Here is a 22103-nt window from a genome sequence, read left to right on the forward strand (position 1 = left end):
TGCGAGGACGGGAGAGGCGTCCGGATGCGGCCGGTCCGGTGGGGTGGCGTTATGGATGCAAGTTTGTATCTGTTGTTGCGGGCGTGTAAGGCGGAGACGGCATAATGAGGGGATGAGCAGGGGAACACCAGCGGCCGACCGGGCCTACGAGCACGTCAAGACGCAGCTTCTGGACGGCACTTATGCGGGGGGTGCCCTGCTGTCGGAGGGGGCTGTGGCGGCGGAGCTGGGTGTGTCGCGCACCCCGGTGCGGGAGGCGTTCCTGCGTCTGCAGTCCGAGGGATTCCTGCGGCTGTACCCCAAGCGCGGTGCGCTGGTGGTGCCGGTGAGTCTGAGCGCGGGCCGGGAGATCATGGAGACCCGGCTGCTGCTGGAGACGTACGCGCTGGACACGGTCACCGCCCGCGGGGAAGAGGCGCTGAAGGAGCTGGGCGGGGAGCTGGCGGCGGCGGACGCCGGCCCGCCCTCTGCCGGTGGCGGCACGGTCGAGGCCGCCCGGGACTTCCATTCCCGTCTTCTGTCGGCGGCGGGCAACTCGGTCGTCGGCGGGATCTACGCTTCCCTGTGGGACCAGCAGAGACGCCTGGCGGAAGCCTCCCTCACGGGCCCCGAACACGCCGCCGAGGACATCGAGGAACACCACCGGATCGCCCGCGCCCTCCAGGAGGGCGATGCCCACACCGCCCGCGCCCTCCTTCAGGAGCACATCAGCGGCATCCTCCGCCGCCTCGGCCTCAGCAGCACCGACCTCCGCCTCCCCGCACCCCCGAGCTGACCCCACCCGCGGGGTGAGGTCTTCGGCCCCACCCCGCGAGCGGCCACACGGGTCGGACACCCGGAACGTCAGGGGCGCGGTCGGGTGGCGCGTTCCAGCTCGATCAGCGCCGAGTGGTACGGCTTGCCGGTAGCGTGTTCCATACCGATCTCGCAGGTCCGGTTGGCGCACAAGTGCGCGTCGTAATCGCGGGAGGCGACCTCCTGTGATGCGAGCCGGGTCGCGGTCTCCGTCAGTTCCCGGTGCAGCATGCCCCGGTCGCCGGCGAAGCCACAGCACTCCGCGTACACCGGTGTGTCCACCTCGCGCGCGCACGCCCGGGCGATCTCCTCCAGGGCGTCCACGTCCTTCAGATGCCGCATCGAGCACGTCGGGTGCAGCACGGCCGCGTCGATCCTGTGCGTGATCTCAAGGTGCGGCAGCAGCTCTCGCGCCGCCCACACGATGGAGTCGACCACCGTCAGCTGCCGGTGCCTGGCCAGATTCTCCTCGGTCAGGTAGGGCACCACCTCGGCCGCGATGCCGAGCGTGCACGAGGACGCGTCCACGATCAGCGGCAACCTGCCGTGTCCGGTCCATTCCCACGCCAGTTCCACCATGCGGTTCGCCATCAGGGCGTTGCCGTCCTCGTAGCCCTTCGAGTGCCAGATGGTGGCGCAGCAGGAGCCCTTCATGTCCGTCGGGATCCACACGGGCTTGCCGGCCCGGGCCGACAACTGGACGATCGCTTCCGGCAGTGAGCCGACGCCGTCCGGGGAGTCGAACATCCGGTTGACGCAGGCCACGTAGTACACCGCGACCGCGAGCTGTTCGTCGGTGACCGGCAGCCGCTTCGGCGCGGCGGTCGGGATCTCCGACAGCCACTCCGGCACCAGGTCCGGCCGTATCGCCCTGCGGGCGAGCCTGGTCGAGGCGCTCAGCACCGCATCCGGGGTCGCGGCGGCCGCGCCCAGCCCGATGCGGGCGACGGTTTCCACCGTGCCGAAGTGCTCGGCCACGCGCTCGGCGGTGCGTTCCTCCCGCTCGCTGTGCCGCTGATGTCGGAACGCCTTCATGTACGCGCCGGTGTCGATGCCCACCGGGCAGGCGATCTTGCAGGTCGAGTCACCGGCGCAGGTGTCCACGGCGTCGTACCCGTAGGTCTCGACCAGCTTGTCCTGCACGGGGGACGGCTCGCCCTGGCGCATCATCTCGCGGCGCAGCACGATGCGTTGGCGAGGGGAACTGGTCAGATCGTGGCTCGGGCAGACCGGCTCGCAGAATCCGCACTCGATGCACCTGTCGGCGATCTCCTCCACCGTCGGGATGGTCTTGAGACCCTTCAGATGCGCGCGCGGGTCGCGGGTGAGTATCACTCCCGGACCGAGTACCCGGTGCGGGTCGATGATCTCCTTGATCCGCCACATGACCTCGGTGGCGCGCGGACCCCATTCCAGTTCCAGGAAGGGGGCGATGTTGCGGCCGGTGGCGTGCTCGGCCTTGAGCGAGCCGTCGAAGCGCTCGACCACCATGTGGCAGAACGCGTCCATGAAGGCCGCGTAGCGCTCGACCTCCGTTGGTTCGGAGGGGTCGAAGACCAGCAGGAAGTGCAGGTTGCCGTGCGCGGCATGGCCGGCCACGGCCGCATCGAAGCCGTAGCGGGTCAGCAGGTCCTGCAGCAGTACCACGGCATCGGCCAGGTGCTCCGGCGGCACCGCGAAGTCCTCGCCGATCATGGTGGTGCCCGAGGGACGGGCAGCGCCGACCACGGCCGCCACCGCCTCTCGGGCGTGCCAGTACATGGTGATCGTCTTGGCGTCGGTGACGAACTCGTTCGTGATCGACGGCACCGGGGACACCAGGTCGAGCCCTGCCATGACCTGGGACGCCGCCTCGGCATGCCGGCTCCGGCCTTCCTCGCCGGAGGCGCGGAACTCCACCAGCAGCGCGGTGACTTCGCGCGGCACGCGGGCCCAGTCGTCCGGGACGCCGTCCATCTCCGAGCAGGCGTGCAGGGTGCTGCCGTCCATCACCTCCACGGCACGCGCGCCGGCCTCGTTGAACAAGGGCACCGCCGCCGCGGCTGCCTCCAGCGTCGGGAAGAACAGCAGCCCGGTGCAGGTGAACCGTTCCAGCGGGAGGGTTCTGAAGACGGTGTCGGCGATGAAGCCCAGCGTCCCCTCGGAGCCGACGGCCAGCCCGCGCAGCATCTGCGCCGGGGTCGCGCCGTCGAGCAGCGCGTCGAGCCGGTAGCCGTTGGTGTTCTTGATGGAGTACTTCTTGCGGATGCGGGCGACCAGCTCCGGGTCGGCCTCGACCTCGGCCTTGAGCGCTGTCAACTGCTCGCACAGCCGCGGCTCGGCCGCCCACAGCTTCTCGTCGGCGTCCGGAGCGCCCGTGTCGACGACGGTGCCCGACGGCAGCACCAGGGTGGCCGCGTCCAGGGTCTTGTACGAGTTGCGCGTGGTGCCCGCGGTCATGCCGCAGGCGTTGTTGGCGACCGTGCCGCCGATCGCGGCGGCACGCGCGCTGGCCGGGTCCGGACCCAGGATGCGGCCGTGCCGCGACAGCGCGATGTTCGCCTTGACGATGGTGGTGCCAGGGGCGATACGGGCGCGAGCACCGCCGTCGAGCACCTCCACCCCCGTCCAGTGCCGCCGTACGTCCACCAGGATGTCCTCGGCCTGCGACTGACCGTTCAACGACGTGCCACCTGCCCGGAACACCACCTTGCGGCCGTGCTCGTGCGCGTAGGCGAACAGCTTTGATATGTCGTCGACGGTCTCCGCGATCACCACGACCTGCGGGACGAACCGATAAGGGCTGGCGTCGGAGGCGTACTTGACCAGGTCCGACACATGGTGCAGAACCTTGCCCTCTCCCATCAGCCGGATCAGATCGTCCCGCAGCCGCTCCGGGGTACCACCCGCGAGCTCATCGGGCAATCGGTCACCCGCCGGGCCGACCGGCGCCGGACGAAGCCTTTCAGGGCTGGGCTGCAGCAAGGGCATACTTCCTCCATAAATGGTCAGGCGGCCCGGAAGGGCCGGACACAGTTGGTCATTCCGATGCCGGTGGTCGGTACGGCCAGCACCAGCACGGACACGCTCATCAGGTACGACAGCCCCATCGCGGCGGCCACACCGGTGACGGTGCCGACGACACGCCGCAACACCCGTGGGTGGACCAGCGCATCGTTCGGCTGGAACACCATCACCACGGTGATCAGTAGCCACCATGGGCGATCCGGACGCAGCAGGGTCATCGCCGCGGCCGCCAACCCCATGCGAAACACCTCCGCGCAGCGACCGTGCGGAGGTGGTGTCGCCCAGGCCGGAACCGAGCATGGGACGCACGCTCGCTCGGCGGCCGACGCCGAATGGCGTTTCTTTTCCCGGTCCAGGCATGCGAAGGACCTTGGGCCTTTCTCTTCAGGGACCGAAGACTCATGGTCGGGCCGGAGTTCCGGGACCAATGTCCTCAGTCCATCGGAAAGCTTGTCGCGCCATGCGACGTCAGTTAGCTTCGCCGCACGGCCTTTTCGCCCCTTCGAATCGGTGAATCAGCTGCTCCGGTGCAGCGGGCGACGCGGCTCAGCGAAGAACTCCCATTGCTCCCACGGCAAGGAGCCACTGTGTCCTCCGTTTCCCTGGGCATACCGTCCGTTCCGCTCACCTTGGCCGAGCGCCGCACCAGCCGGCAGATCCGGGTCGGCACCGTGCCCGTCGGCGGCGGCGCACCCGTATCGGTGCAGTCGATGACCACCACCCGCACCTCCGACATCGGCGCCACCCTGCAGCAGATCGCCGAACTGACCGCCGCCGGCTGCCAGATCGTGCGCGTCGCCTGTCCCACCCAGGACGACGCCGACGCGCTCGCCGCGATCGCGAAGAAGTCCCAGATCCCGGTCATCGCAGACATCCACTTCCAGCCGAAGTACGTCTTCGCGGCCATCGACGCCGGGTGCGCGGCGGTGCGCGTCAACCCGGGAAACATCAAGCAGTTCGACGACCGGGTCAAGGACATCGCCCGGGCGGCCGCCGATGCCGGGACGTCGATCCGCATCGGTGTCAACGCGGGTTCCCTGGACAAGCGGCTGCTGGCGAAATACGGAAAAGCCACTCCCGAGGCACTGGTGGAGTCCGCCCTCTGGGAAGCCTCGCTCTTCGAGGAACACGACTTCCGTGACTTCAAGATCGCGGTCAAGCACCACGACCCCGTGGTCATGATTCACGCCTACCGGCTGCTCGCCGAACGCTGTGACTACCCGCTCCACCTCGGTGTCACCGAGGCCGGGCCCGCGTTCCAGGGCACCATCAAGTCCGCCGTCGCCTTCGGAGCCCTGCTCGCCCAGGGCATAGGCGACACCCTGCGGGTCTCCCTCTCCGCCCCGCCGGTCGAAGAAGTCAAGGTCGGCATTCAGATCCTCGAATCCCTCGGCCTGCGCGAGCGCGGCCTGGAGATCGTCTCCTGTCCCTCCTGCGGCCGGGCCCAGGTCGACGTCTACACCCTCGCCGACAAAGTGACCGCCGGCCTTGAGGGTCTCGACGTCCCCCTGCGAGTGGCCGTGATGGGCTGTGTCGTCAATGGCCCGGGAGAGGCCCGCGAGGCCGACCTCGGTGTCGCCTCGGGGAACGGCAAAGGCCAGATCTTCGTCAAGGGCGAGGTCATCAAGACCGTCCCCGAGTCGAAGATCGTCGAGACACTCATCGAGGAAGCGCTCAAACTCGCCGACGGGATGCGAGGTACGGGAACTCCCACCGTTGTCGCCGGCTGAGCGGCCGGTACGGCCCCCGCCCGGCGCCCGCCGGGCGGGGCCATCCGGTAGCGGGGGATCAGTCGAACAGGTCGGGCTGCTCGGCGGTGATCTGGTCCCACAGCGGGCGGAAGCTGAGCCAGCCCGCGTAGTGGGAACCGACCTCCTTGCGGGAGAACTCGGCGGTCTCGTGGTCGATGTGGATCGGGTGACCTGCGGCCATGGCGACGAGCTGCGCCTGGCAGGAGCGCTCCATGGTGATGAACCACCAGGCCGCCTCGCCCACGCTGTGCCCCACCGTGATCAGGCCGTGGTTCTGCAGGACCGCGGCCTTGGTGGAGCCGACGGCCTCCGCGATCCGCTGCCCCTCCTCCTTGTAGCCGGCCGGGCCGCCGTACTCGGTGTGCAGGCCGTGGTCCCGGTAGAACGCCGTGGCGTCCTGGGTGATCGGCTCCAGGCGCTTGCCCAGTGAGGCGAGGGCCTTGCCGTACAGCGAGTGGGTGTGGGCGGCGGCGACGACGTCCGGACGGGCCTTGTGGACCTCCGAATGGATGCAGAAGGCAGCCCGGTTGACAATGCCGTCGCCCTCGACAACCTCGCCGGCATCGTTGACACAGATCAGGTCGGAGACCTTTATCTGACTGAAGCTCTTGCCGAACGGGTTGAGCCAGAGGCGGTCGGGGAATTCCGGGTCGCGGGCCGTGACATGACCGGCGACACCCTCGGAGAATCCGAACTTCCCGAACAGCCGGAAGGCGGCAGCGAGTTCACGCTTGCGCAGCAGACGCTCCTCCGCCGTGGAAAGGTTCTCCGGAGGGTAGGGGAGACCGCCGAGGCCGGCCTGGAAGACATTCACTTCGCCGAACTTTCCGTGCTGCGAATCCGGAACAGTGGCTGCATTCTTCGTTTCGTTCATGCCCTCACGCTAGATCCGTGAGCCAGGGGAAGATATATGCAAATCTTCCCGGTCGGGTATTTTTCCATGTGAGGTCTGCACACATGAAGGGCGGCTCATGGACGACTCCTGGCTCGATCTGCTCCTGGCGGGAGCGTCGGCCGAGACCATCGACCGGCACCGCGACGGGCTGCTGCGCGGAGGCGCCGACGCCACGCGCGTGGACCGGGAGGCGAGTGCCGTACTGCGGCTGAAGTCACGGCTCGACGAGCGGCGCCGTCGGGCCTCGGAACTGGCCGCGCTGAACGACATCGCCGCGCTGCTGGCCGGGGTGCGGCAGCCATCGGAGCTCTTGCCGGAGATCACCACGCAGTCCCGCCGGCTGCTGGGCGTCGACCTCGCGTACATCGGTCTGGTCCGGGGCGACAGCGTCGTCCTCGAAGTCGCGAGCGGCGCCCTCACCCCGCACCTGCGAGGACTGCGCGCGCCCCGTACGGCCGGAATGCTCGGCGCTGTCATCACACGGGGCGAGGCGATCTGGACCAGTGACTACTCGACGGAGTCCGCGTTCGTCCACGACTCGTACGACGCGGTGGCGGCCGCCGAGAGGTTCCAGGCGCTGCTCGGGGTGCCCCTGGTCGTGCGAGATGAGGTGATCGGCGCGCTGTTCGTCTGCAAGCGACGGGAGCGTCAGTTCACCGAGGAGGAGATCACCCTCCTGTCGGCGATGGCCTCGCACGCGGCGATCGCGATCGACAACGCGGCCGCGTTGGAGCGGTACCAGAACACAGCCGAGCGTCTCGCCGCAGCCAACGAGGAACTGGCCCGGACCCTGGCCTGGGACCGGCAGCTGACCGGAGTGGTACTGCGCGGCGGTGGGGTGGACGGCCTCGTGCACGAGATCGCACAGGCAGCCACCGGAGACATCGCCTTCGTCGACGCGCGCGACGGCGTGCCCCCCGACCTCGCCGACCGGCTGCCGGAGCTCCCTTCCCTGCTCGCCTCCCTGCTCGACCAGCAGCCGGAACACGGCTTCGCCGTCGTTCCGCTCGACGGCGGAGCCGGCCTGGCCAGGGCCGTCGTCGCGGGTCGGCTGGTAGTCGGCGTCATGGTGCTCGTAGGCGGCGAGGACACCGACCACGACCGGCTGCTCCTCGACCGGGCCGCTCCCGTTCTCGCCCTCGCCGTCGTCGGCGAGCGCGCGGTCGCGGAAGCGACCCGGCTCAGCCGCGACGCTCTCGTGGTCGACTTGCTGCTGCGTCCCGAGCCCGACCCGGCGGCGCTGCGCCAGCGGATGCGCAACGCGGGCCTTGAGCCGTCCACCCGGTACTGCCTGGTCGCCGTCGAGCCGGGTGAGGACCGGCAGCGGGCGCGAGGCGAGATCGACGCGCTGGGGCTCCCCGCGGGGACGGTGATCGCCGCTGACGGCCCCCGGCTCGTCGCCGTCGTACCCACCGGCGACCCGGAGGCCCTGGCACGGACGGGCCGCACCGGGGGCCGGCTCGCCACGGTCACGGCGGGCATCGCAGGGCCCACCACCGGACCGGCGGACTTCCACCACCGCTATCGCGACGCCGTCGCCACTCTCGACGCGCTCCTGACCCTCGGCCGGACCGGCACCGTCGTCACCGCCGACGAGCTCGGCATCTACCGCGTCCTGCTCAGCCACACCGGACGCGACCAGCTTCGGGCCCAGTTGGAGGAGTCACTCGGCGCCGTGCTCAGGGAACAGGAACGGCGGAGCGTGCCGCTTCTCCCCACCCTCAAGGCCTACCTGGACCACGGCGGCCGGGCCGCACCCGCCGCCAAGGAACTCGGCATCCACGTCAACACCCTTTACCAGCGCCTCGCCGTCCTCGACCGGCTCCTCGGCCCCACCTGGCGCGACGCCCCGCGCTCACTCGACCTGCACATGCTGCTCCGCGTGCACCCGGAGCAGCTCGGAGGGTGACATCAGCGTCCGGCAGAGCCCGGCGGCAGAAGGAGAACCCGGTCGTCGGCGTCGTACTCGTACAACTCGGCGTAACGGCCCCAGGCGATGGCCGTGTTGAGCTGCTGGTGTGCGGTGTGATCGGTGAAGTTTCCGCAGAGACGGTCGATGACGTACGACTCGGGTATCCGCCTGTTGCCGGAGGCGAGGAGAAGGGTGCGGATGGTGGCCATGAGAGGAACGTTGGCGAGTGCGGCGCCGGCGAAGAGCTGTTTACGCGGGAGGATGTCCGTCCGGGTGAAGGCCCGGCCGGATGCGGTGAGCTTCAGGCAGTTGGCGGCGATCTTCGCGTAGCCGAGGAGTTGCGCTGCCTCCACCACGGGCATCAGGTCGTCGATCTCGTAGGAGAGCGCGTTGGCGAGGGGCGCCAGTTCGAGGGAACCGCCTCGGGTGTCGAGGAATTCGAGGAGACCGGCGAGGGATTCGACGGTGGCCGACGGTATGGGCGCTCCCGCGCTCAGCAAGTGGTCACCGGCGTTCATGGGGCGCGTCGGGGGAGTACCGCGTTCGCCCGTGAGGGCCTCGTAGGTCTCGTTCACCACGGCGGTGAAATCGACCGTGTCACGGTCGCGGGGACGCGGCAGCTGGACGTAGATCTCCGCCTTGATACGGCCGGGGTTGGCGTCCAGGACCAGAATGCGGTCGGCGAGCTGGACGGCCTCCTCGATGTTGTGGGTGACCAGGACAGCGGTGCGGGTCGGACTGTCGGGGTGAGTGAGCAGGTCCGTGAGTTCGGTGCGGAGGGTCTGTGCGGTCAGGACGTCGAGGGCGGAGAAGGGCTCGTCCATCAGCAGGACGTCCGGTTCCACGACCAGGGCCCTGGCGAAGCCGACGCGCTGGCGCATGCCGCCGGAGAGTTCCTTGGGATAGGCGTTCTCGAAGCCGTCGAGGCCCACCATGTCGATGGCCTGCAGAGCGCGGAGCGCGCGTTCACGGGGGAGGATGCCCCGGGCGCGGAGCCCGAGCTCGACGTTCTGCTGGACGGTCAGCCACGGCATGAGGGCGAAGGACTGGAACAGCATGGCGGTGCCGGGATTGGGCCCTTCGACGGGCTTTCCGCGGTAACGGACCAGTCCGCTGCTCGGAGCGAGCAGGCCGGCGATGTGGCGCAGCAGAGTGGACTTTCCGGAGCCCGACTTGCCGAGCAGAGCGACGACTTCCTCTTCGCGCACGGTGATGTTGATGTCCTGCAGGACTGGTAGGACGCCCCCGTTGTGGCCGGGGAAGGACTTGTTGATGTTCTGAGTGGAAATGACGGACGTGCTCATGGAGGTGATTCCTTGAGGTGCAGATGTGGGTTTGTGGGTTACAGAAGAGCGCAGCGCTTCTCGGCGAAGCGGTAGAGAGGGCGCCACAGAAGCCGGTTGAGGACGACGACGTAGACGCTCATGATGACGGCGCCGAGAAAGTTGCGGGAGAAGTCGCCGTCGGACGTGGCCTGTTGGATGTAGGCGCCGATTCCGATGGCGGTCAAGGTCGTCGAACCGTAGTTGATGATCTCTGCCTGGATGGAGGCGTTCCAGGCGCCGCCGGAGGCGGTGAGCGCTCCCGTCACGTAGGACGGGAACACCGCCGGCAGGATCAGGGACTTCCAGCGCAGCCAGCCGCGCAGGCCCAGGTCCGCGGCAGCTTCGCGCAGGTCACCGGGGATGGCGCTCGCTCCGGCGATGACGTTGAACAGGACGTACCACTGGGCCCCGAGAGCCATCAGGGCCACACAGCCCCAGTTCAGGGAGACGCCCGAGGCGCCGAGCACGACGACGGCCAGCGGGAAGACGAAGTTGGTCGGGAACGAGGCCAATATCTGAACGACGGGCTGGGCGAGCCGGTTGACCTTCGGATTCATGCCGATCCACACGCCGATGGGCACCCAGACGACCGTGGAGAAGGCCACAAGGAGCAGGACCCGGCCGTAGGTGAGCAGGGCGATCAGCGCGGCGTGCCCGATCTCGGGGACGGGGACATTGGCCAGGACGTAGGAGAACGCCCGGTAGAGGCCCCACACGACGACCACCGTGTAGACGGCGTAGAAGAGGATGTCCGCGTATGTGCGACGCACCGGGTTGTGGTGCAGCCGGCCCGGGCTGGTGCCCAGAACGCGCATGACGCGGTCCAGCCGTTCCCCGACGGGGCGCAGCACGCGGCCCAGCCGGCCGGGGAGAGTGGAGCGGCGCAGCAGTTGGAGGAACCAGCTGCGGGGCTGCTCGGCGATTTCGCAGTCCTCGGTGCGGAACCGCTCGGCCCAGGCGGTGATCGGCCGCCAGAAGAGGAAATTGACGGCCACGACCATGACGACCATGACTACGACGGCCAGGGCGACCCGTTCGCCTTCGCCGTTGTCCAGCGCCTGGGCGACATACGAGCCCACTCCCGGCAGGGCATTGTCCTTGCCGTTGACACTGATGGTCTCCGACGCGCACAGCGCGAACCAGGCCGCGCCGAAACTGATCATCCCGTTCCAGACCTGGGCGATCATTCCGCTGGGTACATCCACCGTCCAGAAGCGTTGCCAGCGGGTGAGCCGCATCAGCCGGGCCGCCTCGTCCAGTTCTTTCGGCTGGGTTATGAGGGACTGATAGAAGGCGAGGGCCATGTTCCAGACGAGCGCGGTGAAAACAGCGAAGACCGACGCGCATTCCAGTCCGAGGGTGGAATGGGGGAACAGGGCGATGAAGCCCGTCACGGTGATGCTCAGGAAAGTGAGTACCGGGACCGACTGCAGGATGTCGATGGCGGGAACGATCACTTTTGCGGCGCGCCGGGAGCGGGCGGCCCAGGTACCGAAGACGAAGGTGAAGACAATGGACGGAACCAGGCCCGCGAACATACGCAGCACGGAGCGGGCGGCGTAGTAGGGGAGTTCACCCGGGTCCGTCGAGACTGCTATCGGGTTGCCCGATCGGACGGGCTGGTCGGTGGTGGCACCGACCCGGACGAGTCCGTAGAAGAGCGCGACGATGCCGCAGAGAACAAGTACGTCGATCGGGCGCGTGCGGGCGACGCGTATCGCACCGCGTGACGGAAATGCACGGAGTTTCGACATGGAAAACCTGAGGTATGTAGGAGAGTCGCCGGGCGCGCGAAAAGTACGGGCAACCGGTGCTGCAGACAGCCCTGGAGGGCAGTGGGAAACATCCGAGAACCCCTTGGGACAGAGGTCCCTGGGGGAGGGGATGGGAAGACTGGTGGCCTGCTTCAGCGGCAGGTCGGGAGAAGAGGACTGGGAGGTTCGCTGAGACGCACAACGACCACCTCCCTCACTCATGGCACCAGAAGAATGTGAACATTCGACGAGATCGTTGAACATGCTCACGATCAGGCTGTTCACGGCGACTGTGGCACAGACCGCGAGGGCGCGTCAAATTCTCCGGGCAGAGTTAATTCCTCTGGAATTGGTATGGGGAAGGTCAAGGTGAAGGAAATTCAGGAATGCTTCAGAAATGAGGCCCGGCGTCCGGATGATCCGGCCCGCCGCCGCGCGTGCGGCGCGGCAATACCCTTCCCCGTCCTGGGTTTTGTCAACTTTCGGCATTGCGTGATCTCCCCGGGCCGACGGACCGAGGGCGTCTCCCGCGCCCAGAGCGTGTGCCGTGTTTCGGTGCGGACGCGTCCGTGGAATTCGTTGTTCAGGTCCGCATGCAGCTTGACGAGGGGACCGGACGAAACCCAGCAGCCCCTTGCCGACGGCGCAGTCCGGCCTCAAGAAAACCGGATCACAGGGGGCCTCGATTGCTTCCCTGCGGGGAAGCAGTCACGCTGGGCCCGGGTTTCGGGTGGCCGGGTGGTCCGGCCCGCGCCTGTGATGCGGCATCAGGCACAGGCTTTCGCGGGCGGCGTGATCGGTTCGGGCCCCGCTCCGACGAACGCGTCGGCCCAGTCCCGTACCGCCTGCTGGTACGGGGCGGTGTTGGTGGCCAGGTTCAGGTCGTGGCCCGCCCCGGGCTGGACGTAGGTGTGCAGGCAGGCCGCAGATCCGAAGTACGGGTCCTCCTGGGCCTTGAGTGCCGCCGCGCTGGCGCAGTTGCCGCTCTGGGAGTCGCAGAAGAATCTGTCCTGGTCGCCGACGGTGAGCAGGACCGGGTGCTGGATCTGGCGGGAGTACGGCAGGAGGTCGGCCACGCCGAGACCGTCGGCCGCCTCGGCGGTGCTGAACACGTCCTTGGTGGCCTCATCCGTGGTGACCACCGCCGGGTCGGTGGTGGCGGGGGCGTAGAAGTCGGCGGCCCGGGTGCCGGGCCTCGTGGTCAGGTACCCCGGGTCATAGGCTTTTCCGGCGAATGCCGGGTCCTGGTCCGCGGGGTAGAAGGACGAGGTGAAGATGTCCACGACGCTCGTGGCGATGATCCGGTGGGTGATGCCTGTGAGCACCACGGCGTCCGCGTCGTTGTAGGTGCCCGCTTCGATGACGCTGATCAGCGAGCCGAGCGAATGGCCGCCGAGGATGGCCTTGCGGAAGTTCGTGCCGCCGATCCGGCCGCCGCGCAGGGCCTGGATCACCTGGTGCACGGCCCCTGCCTGGACGGACGCGGTGACCAGGGCGCTGGGCGGGCGTGAGCTCGCGCCGGTTCCGAGCCGGTCCACGACGAAGGTGGCATAACCGGAACTGTTCATGGCCTGGCGGAAGTTGTACGTCTGGGGTTGGTACGGGAAGTCCCAGTAGGTGTGGTTGTACGTCGCGCCGGGCACCAGCACCGCCACCGTGTCGGCCGTACCACCCGCGGGCACGCACAAGGTGCCGTGCATCGTCGTCTCCACGACACCGGTGACGGGGACGTCGGCCCCCTGGCACGAGGCCGGCGCTGCCTGCGCTGCCCCGCTGGGCACACACACTGCCAGCAGCGCGGCCAGCCCGAGAACACACCGCACCCGCACATCGTTCCGAAACCTGGCCACATACGCCTCCGTATTCCGCAGTACGGCAGCCACGGGCTGCCGACCTGAGCCGAAGACAGAAACATGCGCCCGTAGTGCGGCGGTGGGCCAGAGCAGGCGAGGGGTTGTGCAGGAGGGCGCGCCCGGCGCGCAGGAGTGCGCGGCGCGCGCAGGGAAGCGATCGAGGCCCCCTGCGAAAGTGCGTTGGCGACGAGCCCGTTCGTGAGACGGTCTTGCATCGGCCCAGGCCAGGGCCAACCCCGTGGGAAATTCAGCAGCCGCTACCGGAAGGCCTTCTTCAGACGGGCCTTGTCACCCAGGGCGTCGGGGACGCAGCCGACGGCTACGAACGTGGCGCCCTTGCGGGTCACGACGCCTTCCCGCTCGTGCCGGATGAAGCGGCGCTCGTAGTCGACTTCGGTATCCGTGAAGCCGGTACGGTCGCCGAGACCTGCACGTCCTCGAAAGACACTCAAGGGAGTTGCCCGGCAGGAAGGGGTCCTTGAGGGTCGCCGGGCGCCCCGACCACATGGGCGGGAAGTGGTTGCCGAGCTTGCCGTCCCGGACGCTCGGGGTGTCGTCGCACGGGCACTTGACCGCTGGGAGTCCCGGGAAGGTGTCGTGGGGCCTGGCGCGAAGAGGGACATGAGGGGGCTCCAGGGTCCCCATGGGGGTGAGGGATGACGGGGAGCAGATAGCCGCAGGTGGGTGATGCGGGTCGCTGTGCCGCGAATTCCGGTTTCACAGCTGCGAGGCCGGCGCCCTCGGGGGGCCTGTTCTGCAGGCGGGAGGGTCCGGGGGTGCTCGCACGGGTTCGTACGGTCGCTCTCACTTGCCGGACAGCGAAGGGGGGTGCGGGGCCGTCGTGTTGGTGACCTGCACACAGCCTCACGGTGACGACCTCCTGCGCGCCGAGGGCCACTTCACCAAGACCGCCCAGGCCAAGGGCCTCACCTGGGCCCGGCTGGCGCTCGTCCCGTCCCCTCGGACGCACGGCGACCCGTCCACGGAGGACAGCGCACGTTCGAGATGCTCCCCAGCCTGTCCGCCGCCCAGGGCACGAAGCAGTGACCGTCCCGGTGTGTGACGTCGTGCTGCACGTCGGCGCCGACCACGCGGTCGCGCTCGTCCCGCTGGACGTGAAGACGATCCGGGCGACCATCGCGGAGTCCCTCGGGAAGCCGCTCATGGCAGGCGAGCGGGCCACAGTCAACCGAGACCTGAGCGCTCACCTCGGCAGGCGACCTCGCGCGCCGGCACGCCCGACGTACGCATCGCGAACGGCCGCAGCGAGCACGTCGATCTACTGTTCGCGGAGTCAGAAGTCGCCGTCGGCGACCTGGAGGACGGCCAGGCCGATGCTGCATCCTGCCTGCTGGGTAGGACAGGCCGGGTGCGTCAGCGGATGCCATCTCCAGCACCCAACGTCCGCGAACTTGAGCGTCCGTATGCTGCAGAGAAGACCGGGATCCACCAGGATCGTCACGCCTCGGTGAACCCGCAGCTCACATGAGAGCGCACAACGTCGCTCGACGCTTGACAGCCGTCGACGAAGTACAAGAACGGCGAGAGGGGGGAGCCCCCCGGCAAGTTGGAAGGGCCGCACCCGCCCTTCACTCGTGATGCGGGCGGAACGCGGAGCACGGCGCAACACATGAGACGGATGCCGTTGCCGCGCAGCGGGGCGCGCTCGGTGATGGGCGGGGCATGCCGGGCCCGAGCGTGATCAGATACGCCAGTGGCGGATCCGTTCGGCGCAGGTGAACACGTCTGCTTGCCCGGCCCGTACAGCGTGGGCGAGGTTGATGAAGCCGCCGTAGGGCTCGGCGAGTCCCTCGCCGGAAGCCTGCATGTAGGAGATCGCCACGAGGGCGGCGAACGTGGGGTTGCGCGCGGGCAGCGGTCGGACACTGACGATCTCATGGAACAGCGCGGCCGCACGCCACGAGGCGTCGGGCAGGTACCCGAGCCTGGGAGTATTGACCTTGTGGCGGGCCACTGCGGCGACCAGACCCGAGAAGTCGCTCACCTCGAGGGCCTTGGGAAGGAACTCGGCCTGCTGCTCAAGAAGCCATGCCACATCGACGTGGAGCTCGGACGGCATCGCTCAGGCGGCCTTCGCCCCGGAGCGGCCGGCGGCGTCGGGTTCCTCGTCGGGGAACGCGGCCGCGAACTCCTCGACCAGGCCGGACTTCATCAACTCCCTGAAGCGGGCCGCCGCCAGTTCCAGACGCGGATCGCGCTCGGCAGCCTCCGTGAGCAGCGCCGTGACCGTCGTCCGCTCCGCCTCGGCACGCAGCTTGAGACGCTCGGCCGTCTCCGGGCTCACCCGGATGGTGATCTTTTCCGTCTTCTCGCCCATGCACCGCACTGTACGGCACGTGCCATACAGAAGGCAGCGGTTCGGCAATACACGGCCCAGAGACGGTTCTGGATGATGCGCTGGATCCGCTGTGCGGCCGCTTGTCGACCGGCTGGCCGATCGCCTTCGGGAGACCGGCGGCGAGTCCCTGGCTACCGGCCCGCTCGGCCGGCTGACGCACTGCGGTCTGGTACCTCGGCCGCCCTGCTCGGACACACGGTGCGGGGTAGCCGGATCATCGGCCGCACAAGCAACGGATATGCGTGCCCTGCCGGGTCGCCGTCGCGGTCGTGATCATCCCTGCCCGCTGAGTCATCGTCATGGCCCGGGAGCCTGTCGGGCGGCCGACCGTGCCCACAAACGGCTCAAAACAGCTCGGATACGCACCTGTTCGGCCGGGATCGCCGTCCGGCAGCTTGGGCCTTGAGCCGGGACCGTTGCCGTCGCGGCGCCATTAACACTCTCGAAGTGCCTCGGCGCACGATCGTCGTACCCGGCTGGACGTGGCCGGGTACGACGATCGACAAGGAGCTGTCCTGACGGTGTCCTATGTGGTGGGGCGGATGAGCCGCTTGTAGCAGCAGATCGCGGCTGCGAGACCGCGAAAGGCCAGGTAGTTGCGGGGGGCGCGTTGCCTTGTCCGCATGCAGGCGCTGGGGCTTGAAGTGCCGCCCGCGGTGGGGGTCGTGCCTCGTTCGGAGACCCTCCACCATCGGCTTCAGGGCCTGGCTGTCGTGGGTGTTCACGGCGGAGAGTCCGACGACGAGGGGCAGCCCGGCCGCGTCCGGCAGGACGTGCATCGTGGAACCCGGCTTGCCCCGGTCCACGGGCGACGGGCCCGTGAGCCCGCCCCCCTTTTTTGGCCCTGACGTGGTGGGAGTCAAGGGCGGCGCGGGTGAGGTCGACCAGGCTGGCGCCGTCGAGCCAGTGCAGGACCACTTCATGCAGCCGGGCCCACACACCGGCCCGCGACCAGATCAGGAACCTGCGGTGGGCCGTCGACTTCGAACACCCCGAAACACGGCGGCAGATGACGCCAGGCACAACCGCTGACCAGCACATACACGATCGCCGCGAACAGCGGCTCATCAGGCGTGTTCGGCATCCCGCCGCCCTGCGGCCGTACCCTCTCCGGCGGGATCAGCGGCTCCGCGATCTCCCACAGCCCGTCCGGAACAATCCAACTCCACGTACCCCGCCCCGTCTTCAGTTAGCGAACGTCCCACCACATAGGACACGGTCTGAGCCGCGGAGTAAGTCGCCGGAGCGTTTCTACCCCCCCGCCTCTTCCGCCTCCAGCGCCACGAGCAATTCGTCGAGAGCCGGCAACGCGTGCTCGATCGCCTCCCGGCTCCGCGGACTCAGCCCCTCCACGGCCCGCCGCAGGGCGGCCGTGCTGACGCGGTCATAGCGGTCGAGCATGTCGAGGGCGGCCGCCGAGGCGGACAGGTGCACCGTCCGAAGATCCGTCGAGGAGGGCGTCCGTTCGACGAGCCCCGCACCGCTCATGGTGCGTACGAGGTTGCTGATGGTCGAAGGGGCGACGCGTAGCCGCGCCGCCGCCTCCCGGGGCGTCAGCCGCTTGCTCCCGGCAAGCAGGCGCAGCAGCTCGATCTGCGCCTCGGGAAGGTCGGGGAGGCCGTCGTCGGCCCGCCGGGTGCGCAGTACGGCACGGCGCAGCGGGCCGATGAGCCGGCTGAGCCTGGTTGCGGTGTCCATGACTCCATTGTGCGGGCAGCATGCTTTTGAAAACAAAATAGTTTTGTGGCAAACTCAAATAGTGTCGACGTACAGGGCATACACAGCTACCCCCACACGAGTACGCCAGGCACCGGGGACAGCCCGAACACCCCGGGCATCCCGAGCACCATCAGCAACAGGAGGCTCTCCCCATGACAGCCAACGGAGCGTTCACCACCACCGTCGACCAGCCCGTCCCCCCGCAGGACCGCTCCGGCATCGTCGGCCACCGCTTCATCTACACGTACGCCAACGGCTGGCAGTGCGAGATGTACGTCAAGAACGACCGCACCATCGACTACCGCATCCACTCCGGCCATGTCGGCGGCCGCTGGGTCAAGGACCAGGAAGTGGACCTGGTCCAGCTGGACGACGACTGCTACAAGGTCTCCTGGACCGAGCCCACCGGCACCTCCGTCGTCGTCAACGTCCTGCCCGGCAAGCGCCGCCTGCACGGCACCATCTTCTTCCCGCAGTGGATCCGGGAGCACGGCGAGCGCACCGTCCTCTTTCAGAACGACCACCTGGACCTGATGCGCGAGTACCGCGATGCGGGACCGACGTATCCGATCTACGTCGTCCCGGAGTTCGCGAAGATCACCCTCTTCGAGCATGTCGGCCGGGACAACGAGGACGTCATCTCCGTGGCCCCCGGCGACCTCCCCGCCGACTGGGCCGACCGGACCGACTGAGCGACGCGACCGTTCGGCGCGGAGTTCCGGCATCTCCCGCCGGCGCGTTCCGCCGGGCGGCGTTCGCCTGCCATTCGCGGCCGATGGAGCGCATCAGCGCCGGGTACACCACGACGTACCGGAAGGGCTTGATCGCCGCCATATAGAGGGTGCCGAACAGCCCGTTCGGCTTGACCAGGACGGCCATCTGACCGCGATAGCCGCCGGCCCCGTCCGGAACCCAGCCGATGTGCATCACCCCGTGCACGGTCTTATTGCCCATCTCGGCGGCCCATTCGTCATCCCTCTGATAGAGAGAGGTGAACGGGGACGAGCCGAGATCGGGGCCCCGGGGCCCCTCACGAAGGTCCGCCGGCAACCGGTCACGCAGGGAAGGAGACCGCGCGCCGACGCCGGTACCGGACGCGTCCCAGCCGAGCACTGCTCCCAGCCTCCAGCGGACGGCAAAAAGCAGGCGGGAGACGAGGCCTTCTCCGTTCACCCCGTTCCTGTTCCCCTCGGTGATCTGGCGCACCAGCCACACAAGGTCGTCGGGTCCGCCGGGCGTGGTAAGTGCCCACACGTCCTCGACCGTGAAATCGGCGGCGAACTCGTGAATGCGCCAAGGGCGGTCGGTGTGGGCGGTCCGGGGAAGTCGCATGAGCAAGGCCCCTGTCTATACGGTGGCGTATAGATCGACCCTAGAGCCGTCTATGCGCCGCCGTATACTCGGCCCGGACGTGAGGAGGCACACACCATGGGCGCGACCCGAACGCCGCGCGGCAAATGGATCGAGGAAGGCTTGCGAGCGCTGGCCGCAGGCGGACCCGAAGCCGTCCGGGTCGAGGTACTGGCACAGGCACTCGGCGTCAGCAAGGGCGGCTTCTACGGGTACTTCAGGAACCGGGGCGTTCTGCTCGACGAAATGCTCGACACCTGGGAGTACGAGGTCACCGAGAGCGTGATCGAGCAGGTCGAGAGCGGTGGCGGAGACGCCAGGACCAAACTGGAGCGGCTGTTCGCCATCGTCGCCGCCTCCGCCGACGGGCCGGTGCGGGGCCCCACCGCCGACATAGCGATCCGCGACTGGGCCCGCCGCGACCCGGCCGTCGCCGAACGCCTCCGGCGCGTCGACAACCGCCGTATGGAATACCTGCGTTCCCTCTTCTCCTCCTTCTGCCCCGACGAGGACGAGGTCGAGGTCCGCTGCCTGCTCACCGTTACGGTGCGCATCGGCAACCACTTCCATGCGGCCGACAACGGCAAGCGCAGCCACGCGGAAGTAATGGAGCTGATCAGACAACGGCTACTGGCGTAGCCGGGCCGCCCGGGCACGGCCGTCAGCCGGCCCGTGGCCGACGTCGGAAGCGTCCCCCCTCGGCCGGGGCGGTTCTGAAAGCAGCCCATTGCGCCATCTCATTTGACCGATCGATGCGAGCCCCGCGCAGCGCCGCCGCCAGGCTGCGGCAACCGAGGCCGCCGCCCTGCGCCGGGCCCGTGCTGTGCGAGCGGGGCAGGGCGCCGACCGGACGGTGCGGGAACAGAGCGTGGCCTGAGTGCGTAGACCGCGATGCGGAACGCGGCGGGTGGATCAACAGCAGTGCTCAGAAGCGGAGTTGTGCTTGGCGGAGCTCCGGGGGCGCCTCGATCTTCTTCTCGATGAAAGCCCACCGGCCGTTGGGAGCGGAGTGCGGGCGATGAGCAGCAGGCCCTGGGCGTGCAGAGAGTGATAGGGAGGCGAGCGCCTCGTCTTCCGCGCTATGGAACCAGCCGCTATGGCCCTGTTACCAGCCACAGGATCAGCGCGGCGTCGAGCTCGTCACCGTACCGGTACACCACCGAGATGCCGCGGCCACCGGTCTCCTCCGGCAACAGGTCGACCACCTGCAGGGCGCTGTCGGGCATGGGGTGGCCCTGCCGGGGGTCGGCCTCCAGGGCCGCGCGGACGTGGTCGACGGCGGCCCGCTCGTCCCGGGTCAGCTCGATGCGGGCCGTCTCGGCGGCGTCGGAGTAGAACGCGTGGGTCACCGGGCCGGCCCGTCGGCGAGCTTGCTCCGCAGCTCGGCCATGACGTCCTCGGGTGACCTGCCCACTGCGGCTGATCCCACGGGATCGAGCCGCAGCAGGACGCGGTGGCGATAGTGCTGGGTGATCCGGCGCACCGCCGTCAGGTTGTCCAAGTCGGCAGCGCCCAGCTCCTCCTCGAACTGCTGAAGGTCCCCGGGCCGGCCGGTGGGCCCGGCGGTGAGCCGGGACCCGCGCGGCCCGTTCCGGACCACGCCCTTCAACCCGGTACGGGCCTGCCCGCCCTCAGCTGCCGGCGATGTGCTGTCGAGGGCATCACCCGGAACGACGGCGGGCGCACAGGACTGCAGCAGGAGTGCTCGTGCCCTGTGTCGGGGTCCGCCGGCGCCCCGAGACCGGAAAAGCCCTTGTCGGCACTGAGATCATTTCCGTGTGACTGATGCACGACTTCCGGCAGGGTGGTCCCTTCAACAGATCCGCGAGGTGTCCGGGGACCGGGAGGCCGTCCCGCTCCACACCGAACGGACCGTGACCTGGGCTATCTCTCCCGAGGCTGACAAGGTGATACCTCCCGCGGTGGTGCTGGGCTTCGGCACGTTGTGTCTGGTGCAGTCCGCTGATGACACGGAGTGGTACATGGGCAGTCTCAACGATGACGGCAGCGCCATCTGCTGGGCGCATTACGGCGATGACCTTTTCGAGGCGTTGCGTGGTCTGTGAGACGGCGTCGGTTCGTCGTGTGGACCAGGGAGGTTTGCGCAGGAACAGAAATGCGACCGTATATGGGTGTTCTTGTCGTGAGGTCTTGGGAAGGCACGGGACTGATGCATCAGGGTCGATTGGGGGGAATCATCCGTGCCAGGAACTCGTGCTTCTGTGCGGGCCGCCGCAGGGGCCATGTGCCTCGTGGCCTTCACCGTGCCGTCCGCTACCGCTCAGGCTGGGCAGGTGCTCACGCCGGCATCACCGTCCATGAGGAGCCGCACCAGCTCGGCGGGTACATCCACACCTACGGCGACTCTGAACGCCGTGCCGGATGGCAGCTTCAGAAACCACATCACCGATGTCAGGTGCGTGCCGTCCCAGCCGCGGAACGATCCGGCGACATGGGTTGCCGTGGACGTCACGACAGGGGCGGAGGTTACCACCCCTGTGTACTCCATGTCCTGCAGCTGATCGCGACGCTGATCAGCTTGTGCCGCTGTGCCCTCGGCGAGCATGAAAGCCGCCCCACGGGGCGGCTTTCATGCTCGCCGAGGGCCGGGTTGTCGGCAGGGCGGCTGAGTGGCAATCAACACTCCGTCCGCTTCCCGGAGGTTCAGAATGCGGTGAGTTCGCCCAGGATGTGGCGGCAGGCGTGGGCGAGTTCTTTCATGTATATGGGTGGCGGAGTGGAGTCCGTTGCCGGGGCTGTGGCCGAGGTCGGTGTGTGCGCGGTCGTAGAGCATGTTCCAGTGGTGCCAGTCGGCGGTGTGGCGGGTGCAGTCGTCGCGTCGGTTCTCTGATTCGGCGGCGAGTTCGCCGAGGTGTCCGCGTAGTGCCTGTGTGATGTCGTGGATTTCTTCGTGGCGGGGGAGTGCGGGGCGTGGCTGGAGGGCACGGTCGATGGTGGTTCGGATGGTGTAGAGGTCGAGTGGAGTTTCGTCTGAGGCCATCATGGTGGTGAGGTGCCATCGGGTGTTGTTGTCAGCGGTGTCCACGGTTCTCCTCGAATTCCGGGCAGGGGCACGGCGGCACGCGCCGGGGATGGCGGGCCGCCGCGCCTACGGGGAGTCAACTGCCGTAGACGGCCGGGGGGTCAGGAGGGAATGGGCACGGGTTTCCTCTGGGGATCAGGAAGTTTTGACTTCTCCGTGACATGGCCGTGCGTGCCCGTCCCGATACGTTCGGGGGGTGGGTGAGAATGCGGTTCTCCGGGGTGCGATGGCCGGGTTGGGGCTGGGGCGGCCGCAGCTGGCGCACCGGATGAATCTGGTGGTTGAGCGGGTGACGGGGCGGTACGGGTCGTTCTCGGAGCGGTCGGTGCATGATCTTCTGC

At 68.4% G+C, this 22103-nt stretch carries 21 protein-coding genes and 1 pseudogene; 6 read left to right on the forward strand and 16 right to left on the reverse strand.

Annotated elements, in window-relative coordinates:
- Positions 1-112: 112 nt before the first annotated feature.
- Positions 113-775 (forward strand): GntR family transcriptional regulator, encoded by a 663-nt coding sequence (locus tag ACFP1Z_RS31420; RefSeq protein ID WP_390321137.1) that lies wholly within the window; start codon positions 113-115, stop codon positions 773-775.
- Between the two features lie 68 nt (positions 776-843).
- On the opposite strand, the gene ACFP1Z_RS31425 is transcribed toward ACFP1Z_RS31420, so the two are convergent.
- Together ACFP1Z_RS31425 and ACFP1Z_RS31430 are read right to left on the reverse strand one after the other, a co-directional pair.
- Positions 844-3765, reverse strand: coding sequence for an FAD-binding and (Fe-S)-binding domain-containing protein (locus tag ACFP1Z_RS31425; protein WP_390321138.1), 2922 nt, complete (start codon positions 3763-3765; stop codon positions 844-846).
- Positions 3766-3782: 17 nt separating this feature from the next.
- The gene (locus tag ACFP1Z_RS31430) at positions 3783-4040 is read right to left on the reverse strand and encodes an FUSC family protein (RefSeq protein ID WP_390321139.1); all 258 of its coding nucleotides are present in this window, start codon (positions 4038-4040) and stop codon (positions 3783-3785) included.
- Positions 4041-4388: 348 nt separating this feature from the next.
- Between ACFP1Z_RS31430 and ispG the strand changes: the two genes are divergently transcribed.
- Positions 4389-5531, forward strand: coding sequence for a flavodoxin-dependent (E)-4-hydroxy-3-methylbut-2-enyl-diphosphate synthase (gene ispG / locus ACFP1Z_RS31435; RefSeq protein WP_390321141.1), 1143 nt, complete (start codon positions 4389-4391; stop codon positions 5529-5531).
- 58 nt (positions 5532-5589) lie between these two features.
- Here ispG and ACFP1Z_RS31440 read toward each other — a convergent pair whose 3' ends face one another.
- On the reverse strand, positions 5590-6426 hold the full coding sequence (locus tag ACFP1Z_RS31440; RefSeq protein ID WP_390321142.1) for a class II aldolase/adducin family protein: 837 nt from the start codon (positions 6424-6426) through the stop codon (positions 5590-5592).
- Between the two features lie 97 nt (positions 6427-6523).
- Between ACFP1Z_RS31440 and ACFP1Z_RS31445 the strand changes: the two genes are divergently transcribed.
- Positions 6524-8356 carry a helix-turn-helix domain-containing protein gene (locus tag ACFP1Z_RS31445; protein ID WP_390321143.1) on the forward strand — a complete coding sequence of 611 codons (1833 nt, stop codon included), beginning with the start codon at positions 6524-6526 and terminating at the stop codon, positions 8354-8356.
- Positions 8357-8358: 2 nt separating this feature from the next.
- On the opposite strand, the gene ACFP1Z_RS31450 is transcribed toward ACFP1Z_RS31445, so the two are convergent.
- The 8 genes and pseudogenes from ACFP1Z_RS31450 to ACFP1Z_RS31485 form a co-directional block, all read right to left on the reverse strand.
- Positions 8359-9663: an ABC transporter ATP-binding protein gene (locus tag ACFP1Z_RS31450; RefSeq protein WP_390321145.1), complete on the reverse strand. Its 1305-nt coding sequence runs from the start codon at positions 9661-9663 to the stop codon at positions 8359-8361.
- Positions 9664-9701: 38 nt separating this feature from the next.
- On the reverse strand, positions 9702-11438 hold the full coding sequence (locus tag ACFP1Z_RS31455) for an ABC transporter permease (RefSeq protein WP_390321146.1): 1737 nt from the start codon (positions 11436-11438) through the stop codon (positions 9702-9704).
- Positions 11439-12205: 767 nt separating this feature from the next.
- On the reverse strand, positions 12206-13261 hold the full coding sequence (locus ACFP1Z_RS31460; RefSeq protein ID WP_390321147.1) for an alpha/beta hydrolase: 1056 nt from the start codon (positions 13259-13261) through the stop codon (positions 12206-12208).
- A 287-nt stretch (positions 13262-13548) separates the two neighbouring features.
- Positions 13549-13743: a hypothetical protein gene (locus ACFP1Z_RS31465; protein ID WP_390321148.1), complete on the reverse strand. Its 195-nt coding sequence runs from the start codon at positions 13741-13743 to the stop codon at positions 13549-13551.
- A gap of 1250 nt (positions 13744-14993) precedes the next feature.
- The gene (locus ACFP1Z_RS31470; protein WP_390321149.1) at positions 14994-15371 is read right to left on the reverse strand and encodes a toxin Doc; all 378 of its coding nucleotides are present in this window, start codon (positions 15369-15371) and stop codon (positions 14994-14996) included.
- A gap of 3 nt (positions 15372-15374) precedes the next feature.
- Positions 15375-15629 (reverse strand): hypothetical protein, encoded by a 255-nt coding sequence (locus ACFP1Z_RS31475; RefSeq protein ID WP_390321151.1) that lies wholly within the window; start codon positions 15627-15629, stop codon positions 15375-15377.
- 547 nt (positions 15630-16176) lie between these two features.
- Positions 16177-16839, reverse strand: a pseudogene (locus ACFP1Z_RS31480) (IS5 family transposase).
- 62 nt (positions 16840-16901) lie between these two features.
- The gene (locus tag ACFP1Z_RS31485) at positions 16902-17348 is read right to left on the reverse strand and encodes a MarR family winged helix-turn-helix transcriptional regulator (protein ID WP_390321152.1); all 447 of its coding nucleotides are present in this window, start codon (positions 17346-17348) and stop codon (positions 16902-16904) included.
- A gap of 173 nt (positions 17349-17521) precedes the next feature.
- On the opposite strand from ACFP1Z_RS31485, the gene ACFP1Z_RS31490 reads away from it, so the two are divergent.
- A complete protein-coding gene (locus ACFP1Z_RS31490) occupies positions 17522-18061 on the forward strand; it encodes a phenolic acid decarboxylase (protein WP_390321154.1) in 540 nt (179 codons plus the stop codon).
- On the opposite strand, the gene ACFP1Z_RS31495 is transcribed toward ACFP1Z_RS31490, so the two are convergent.
- A complete protein-coding gene (locus ACFP1Z_RS31495; protein ID WP_390321155.1) occupies positions 18006-18701 on the reverse strand; it encodes a DUF2867 domain-containing protein in 696 nt (231 codons plus the stop codon). The genes ACFP1Z_RS31490 and ACFP1Z_RS31495 overlap by 56 nt on opposite strands.
- A gap of 96 nt (positions 18702-18797) precedes the next feature.
- On the opposite strand from ACFP1Z_RS31495, the gene ACFP1Z_RS31500 reads away from it, so the two are divergent.
- Positions 18798-19358, forward strand: coding sequence for a TetR/AcrR family transcriptional regulator (locus tag ACFP1Z_RS31500; protein WP_390321156.1), 561 nt, complete (start codon positions 18798-18800; stop codon positions 19356-19358).
- A gap of 455 nt (positions 19359-19813) precedes the next feature.
- Here the strand turns inward: ACFP1Z_RS31500 and ACFP1Z_RS31505 are convergent, their stop codons facing one another.
- Complete coding sequence (locus tag ACFP1Z_RS31505) at positions 19814-20068, reverse strand: hypothetical protein (RefSeq protein ID WP_390321158.1); 255 nt, start codon at positions 20066-20068, stop codon at positions 19814-19816.
- Positions 20065-20319, reverse strand: coding sequence for a hypothetical protein (locus ACFP1Z_RS31510; RefSeq protein ID WP_390321159.1), 255 nt, complete (start codon positions 20317-20319; stop codon positions 20065-20067). Before ACFP1Z_RS31510 ends, ACFP1Z_RS31505 begins: the two co-directional genes overlap by 4 nt.
- Positions 20320-20593: 274 nt before the next feature.
- Here ACFP1Z_RS31510 and ACFP1Z_RS31515 point away from each other — a divergent pair, with 274 nt between their 5' ends.
- Positions 20594-20785, forward strand: a complete 192-nt coding sequence (locus tag ACFP1Z_RS31515; protein WP_390321160.1) for a hypothetical protein — start codon at positions 20594-20596, stop codon at positions 20783-20785.
- Positions 20786-21000: 215 nt separating this feature from the next.
- On the opposite strand, the gene ACFP1Z_RS31520 is transcribed toward ACFP1Z_RS31515, so the two are convergent.
- On the reverse strand, positions 21001-21285 hold the full coding sequence (locus tag ACFP1Z_RS31520; RefSeq protein ID WP_390321161.1) for a hypothetical protein: 285 nt from the start codon (positions 21283-21285) through the stop codon (positions 21001-21003).
- Positions 21286-21309: 24 nt separating this feature from the next.
- Positions 21310-21765 (reverse strand): DUF6415 family natural product biosynthesis protein, encoded by a 456-nt coding sequence (locus ACFP1Z_RS31525; RefSeq protein WP_390321162.1) that lies wholly within the window; start codon positions 21763-21765, stop codon positions 21310-21312.
- Between the last annotated feature and the right edge of the window lie 338 nt (positions 21766-22103).

Origin of the sequence: Streptomyces gamaensis (assembly GCF_042656465.1) — a bacterium.
Taxonomy (GTDB): Bacteria; Actinomycetota; Actinomycetes; order Streptomycetales; family Streptomycetaceae; genus Streptomyces; species Streptomyces gamaensis.

Coding starts and splice junctions, on each gene's coding strand:
- ACFP1Z_RS31420 (WP_390321137.1), top strand. CDS start 113: ATGAGCAGGGGAACACCAGCGGCCGACCGGGCCTACGAGCACGTCAAG.
- ACFP1Z_RS31425 (WP_390321138.1), bottom strand. CDS start 3,765: ATGCCCTTGCTGCAGCCCAGCCCTGAAAGGCTTCGTCCGGCGCCGGTC.
- ACFP1Z_RS31430 (WP_390321139.1), bottom strand. CDS start 4,040: ATGGGGTTGGCGGCCGCGGCGATGACCCTGCTGCGTCCGGATCGCCCA.
- ACFP1Z_RS31440 (WP_390321142.1), bottom strand. CDS start 6,426: ATGAACGAAACGAAGAATGCAGCCACTGTTCCGGATTCGCAGCACGGA.
- ACFP1Z_RS31445 (WP_390321143.1), top strand. CDS start 6,524: ATGGACGACTCCTGGCTCGATCTGCTCCTGGCGGGAGCGTCGGCCGAG.
- ACFP1Z_RS31450 (WP_390321145.1), bottom strand. CDS start 9,663: ATGAGCACGTCCGTCATTTCCACTCAGAACATCAACAAGTCCTTCCCC.
- ACFP1Z_RS31455 (WP_390321146.1), bottom strand. CDS start 11,438: ATGTCGAAACTCCGTGCATTTCCGTCACGCGGTGCGATACGCGTCGCC.
- ACFP1Z_RS31470 (WP_390321149.1), bottom strand. CDS start 15,371: ATGCCGTCCGAGCTCCACGTCGATGTGGCATGGCTTCTTGAGCAGCAG.
- ACFP1Z_RS31475 (WP_390321151.1), bottom strand. CDS start 15,629: ATGGGCGAGAAGACGGAAAAGATCACCATCCGGGTGAGCCCGGAGACG.
- ACFP1Z_RS31485 (WP_390321152.1), bottom strand. CDS start 17,348: ATGGACACCGCAACCAGGCTCAGCCGGCTCATCGGCCCGCTGCGCCGT.
- ACFP1Z_RS31490 (WP_390321154.1), top strand. CDS start 17,522: ATGACAGCCAACGGAGCGTTCACCACCACCGTCGACCAGCCCGTCCCC.
- ACFP1Z_RS31495 (WP_390321155.1), bottom strand. CDS start 18,701: ATGCGACTTCCCCGGACCGCCCACACCGACCGCCCTTGGCGCATTCAC.
- ACFP1Z_RS31500 (WP_390321156.1), top strand. CDS start 18,798: ATGGGCGCGACCCGAACGCCGCGCGGCAAATGGATCGAGGAAGGCTTG.
- ACFP1Z_RS31520 (WP_390321161.1), bottom strand. CDS start 21,285: ATGCTCGCCGAGGGCACAGCGGCACAAGCTGATCAGCGTCGCGATCAG.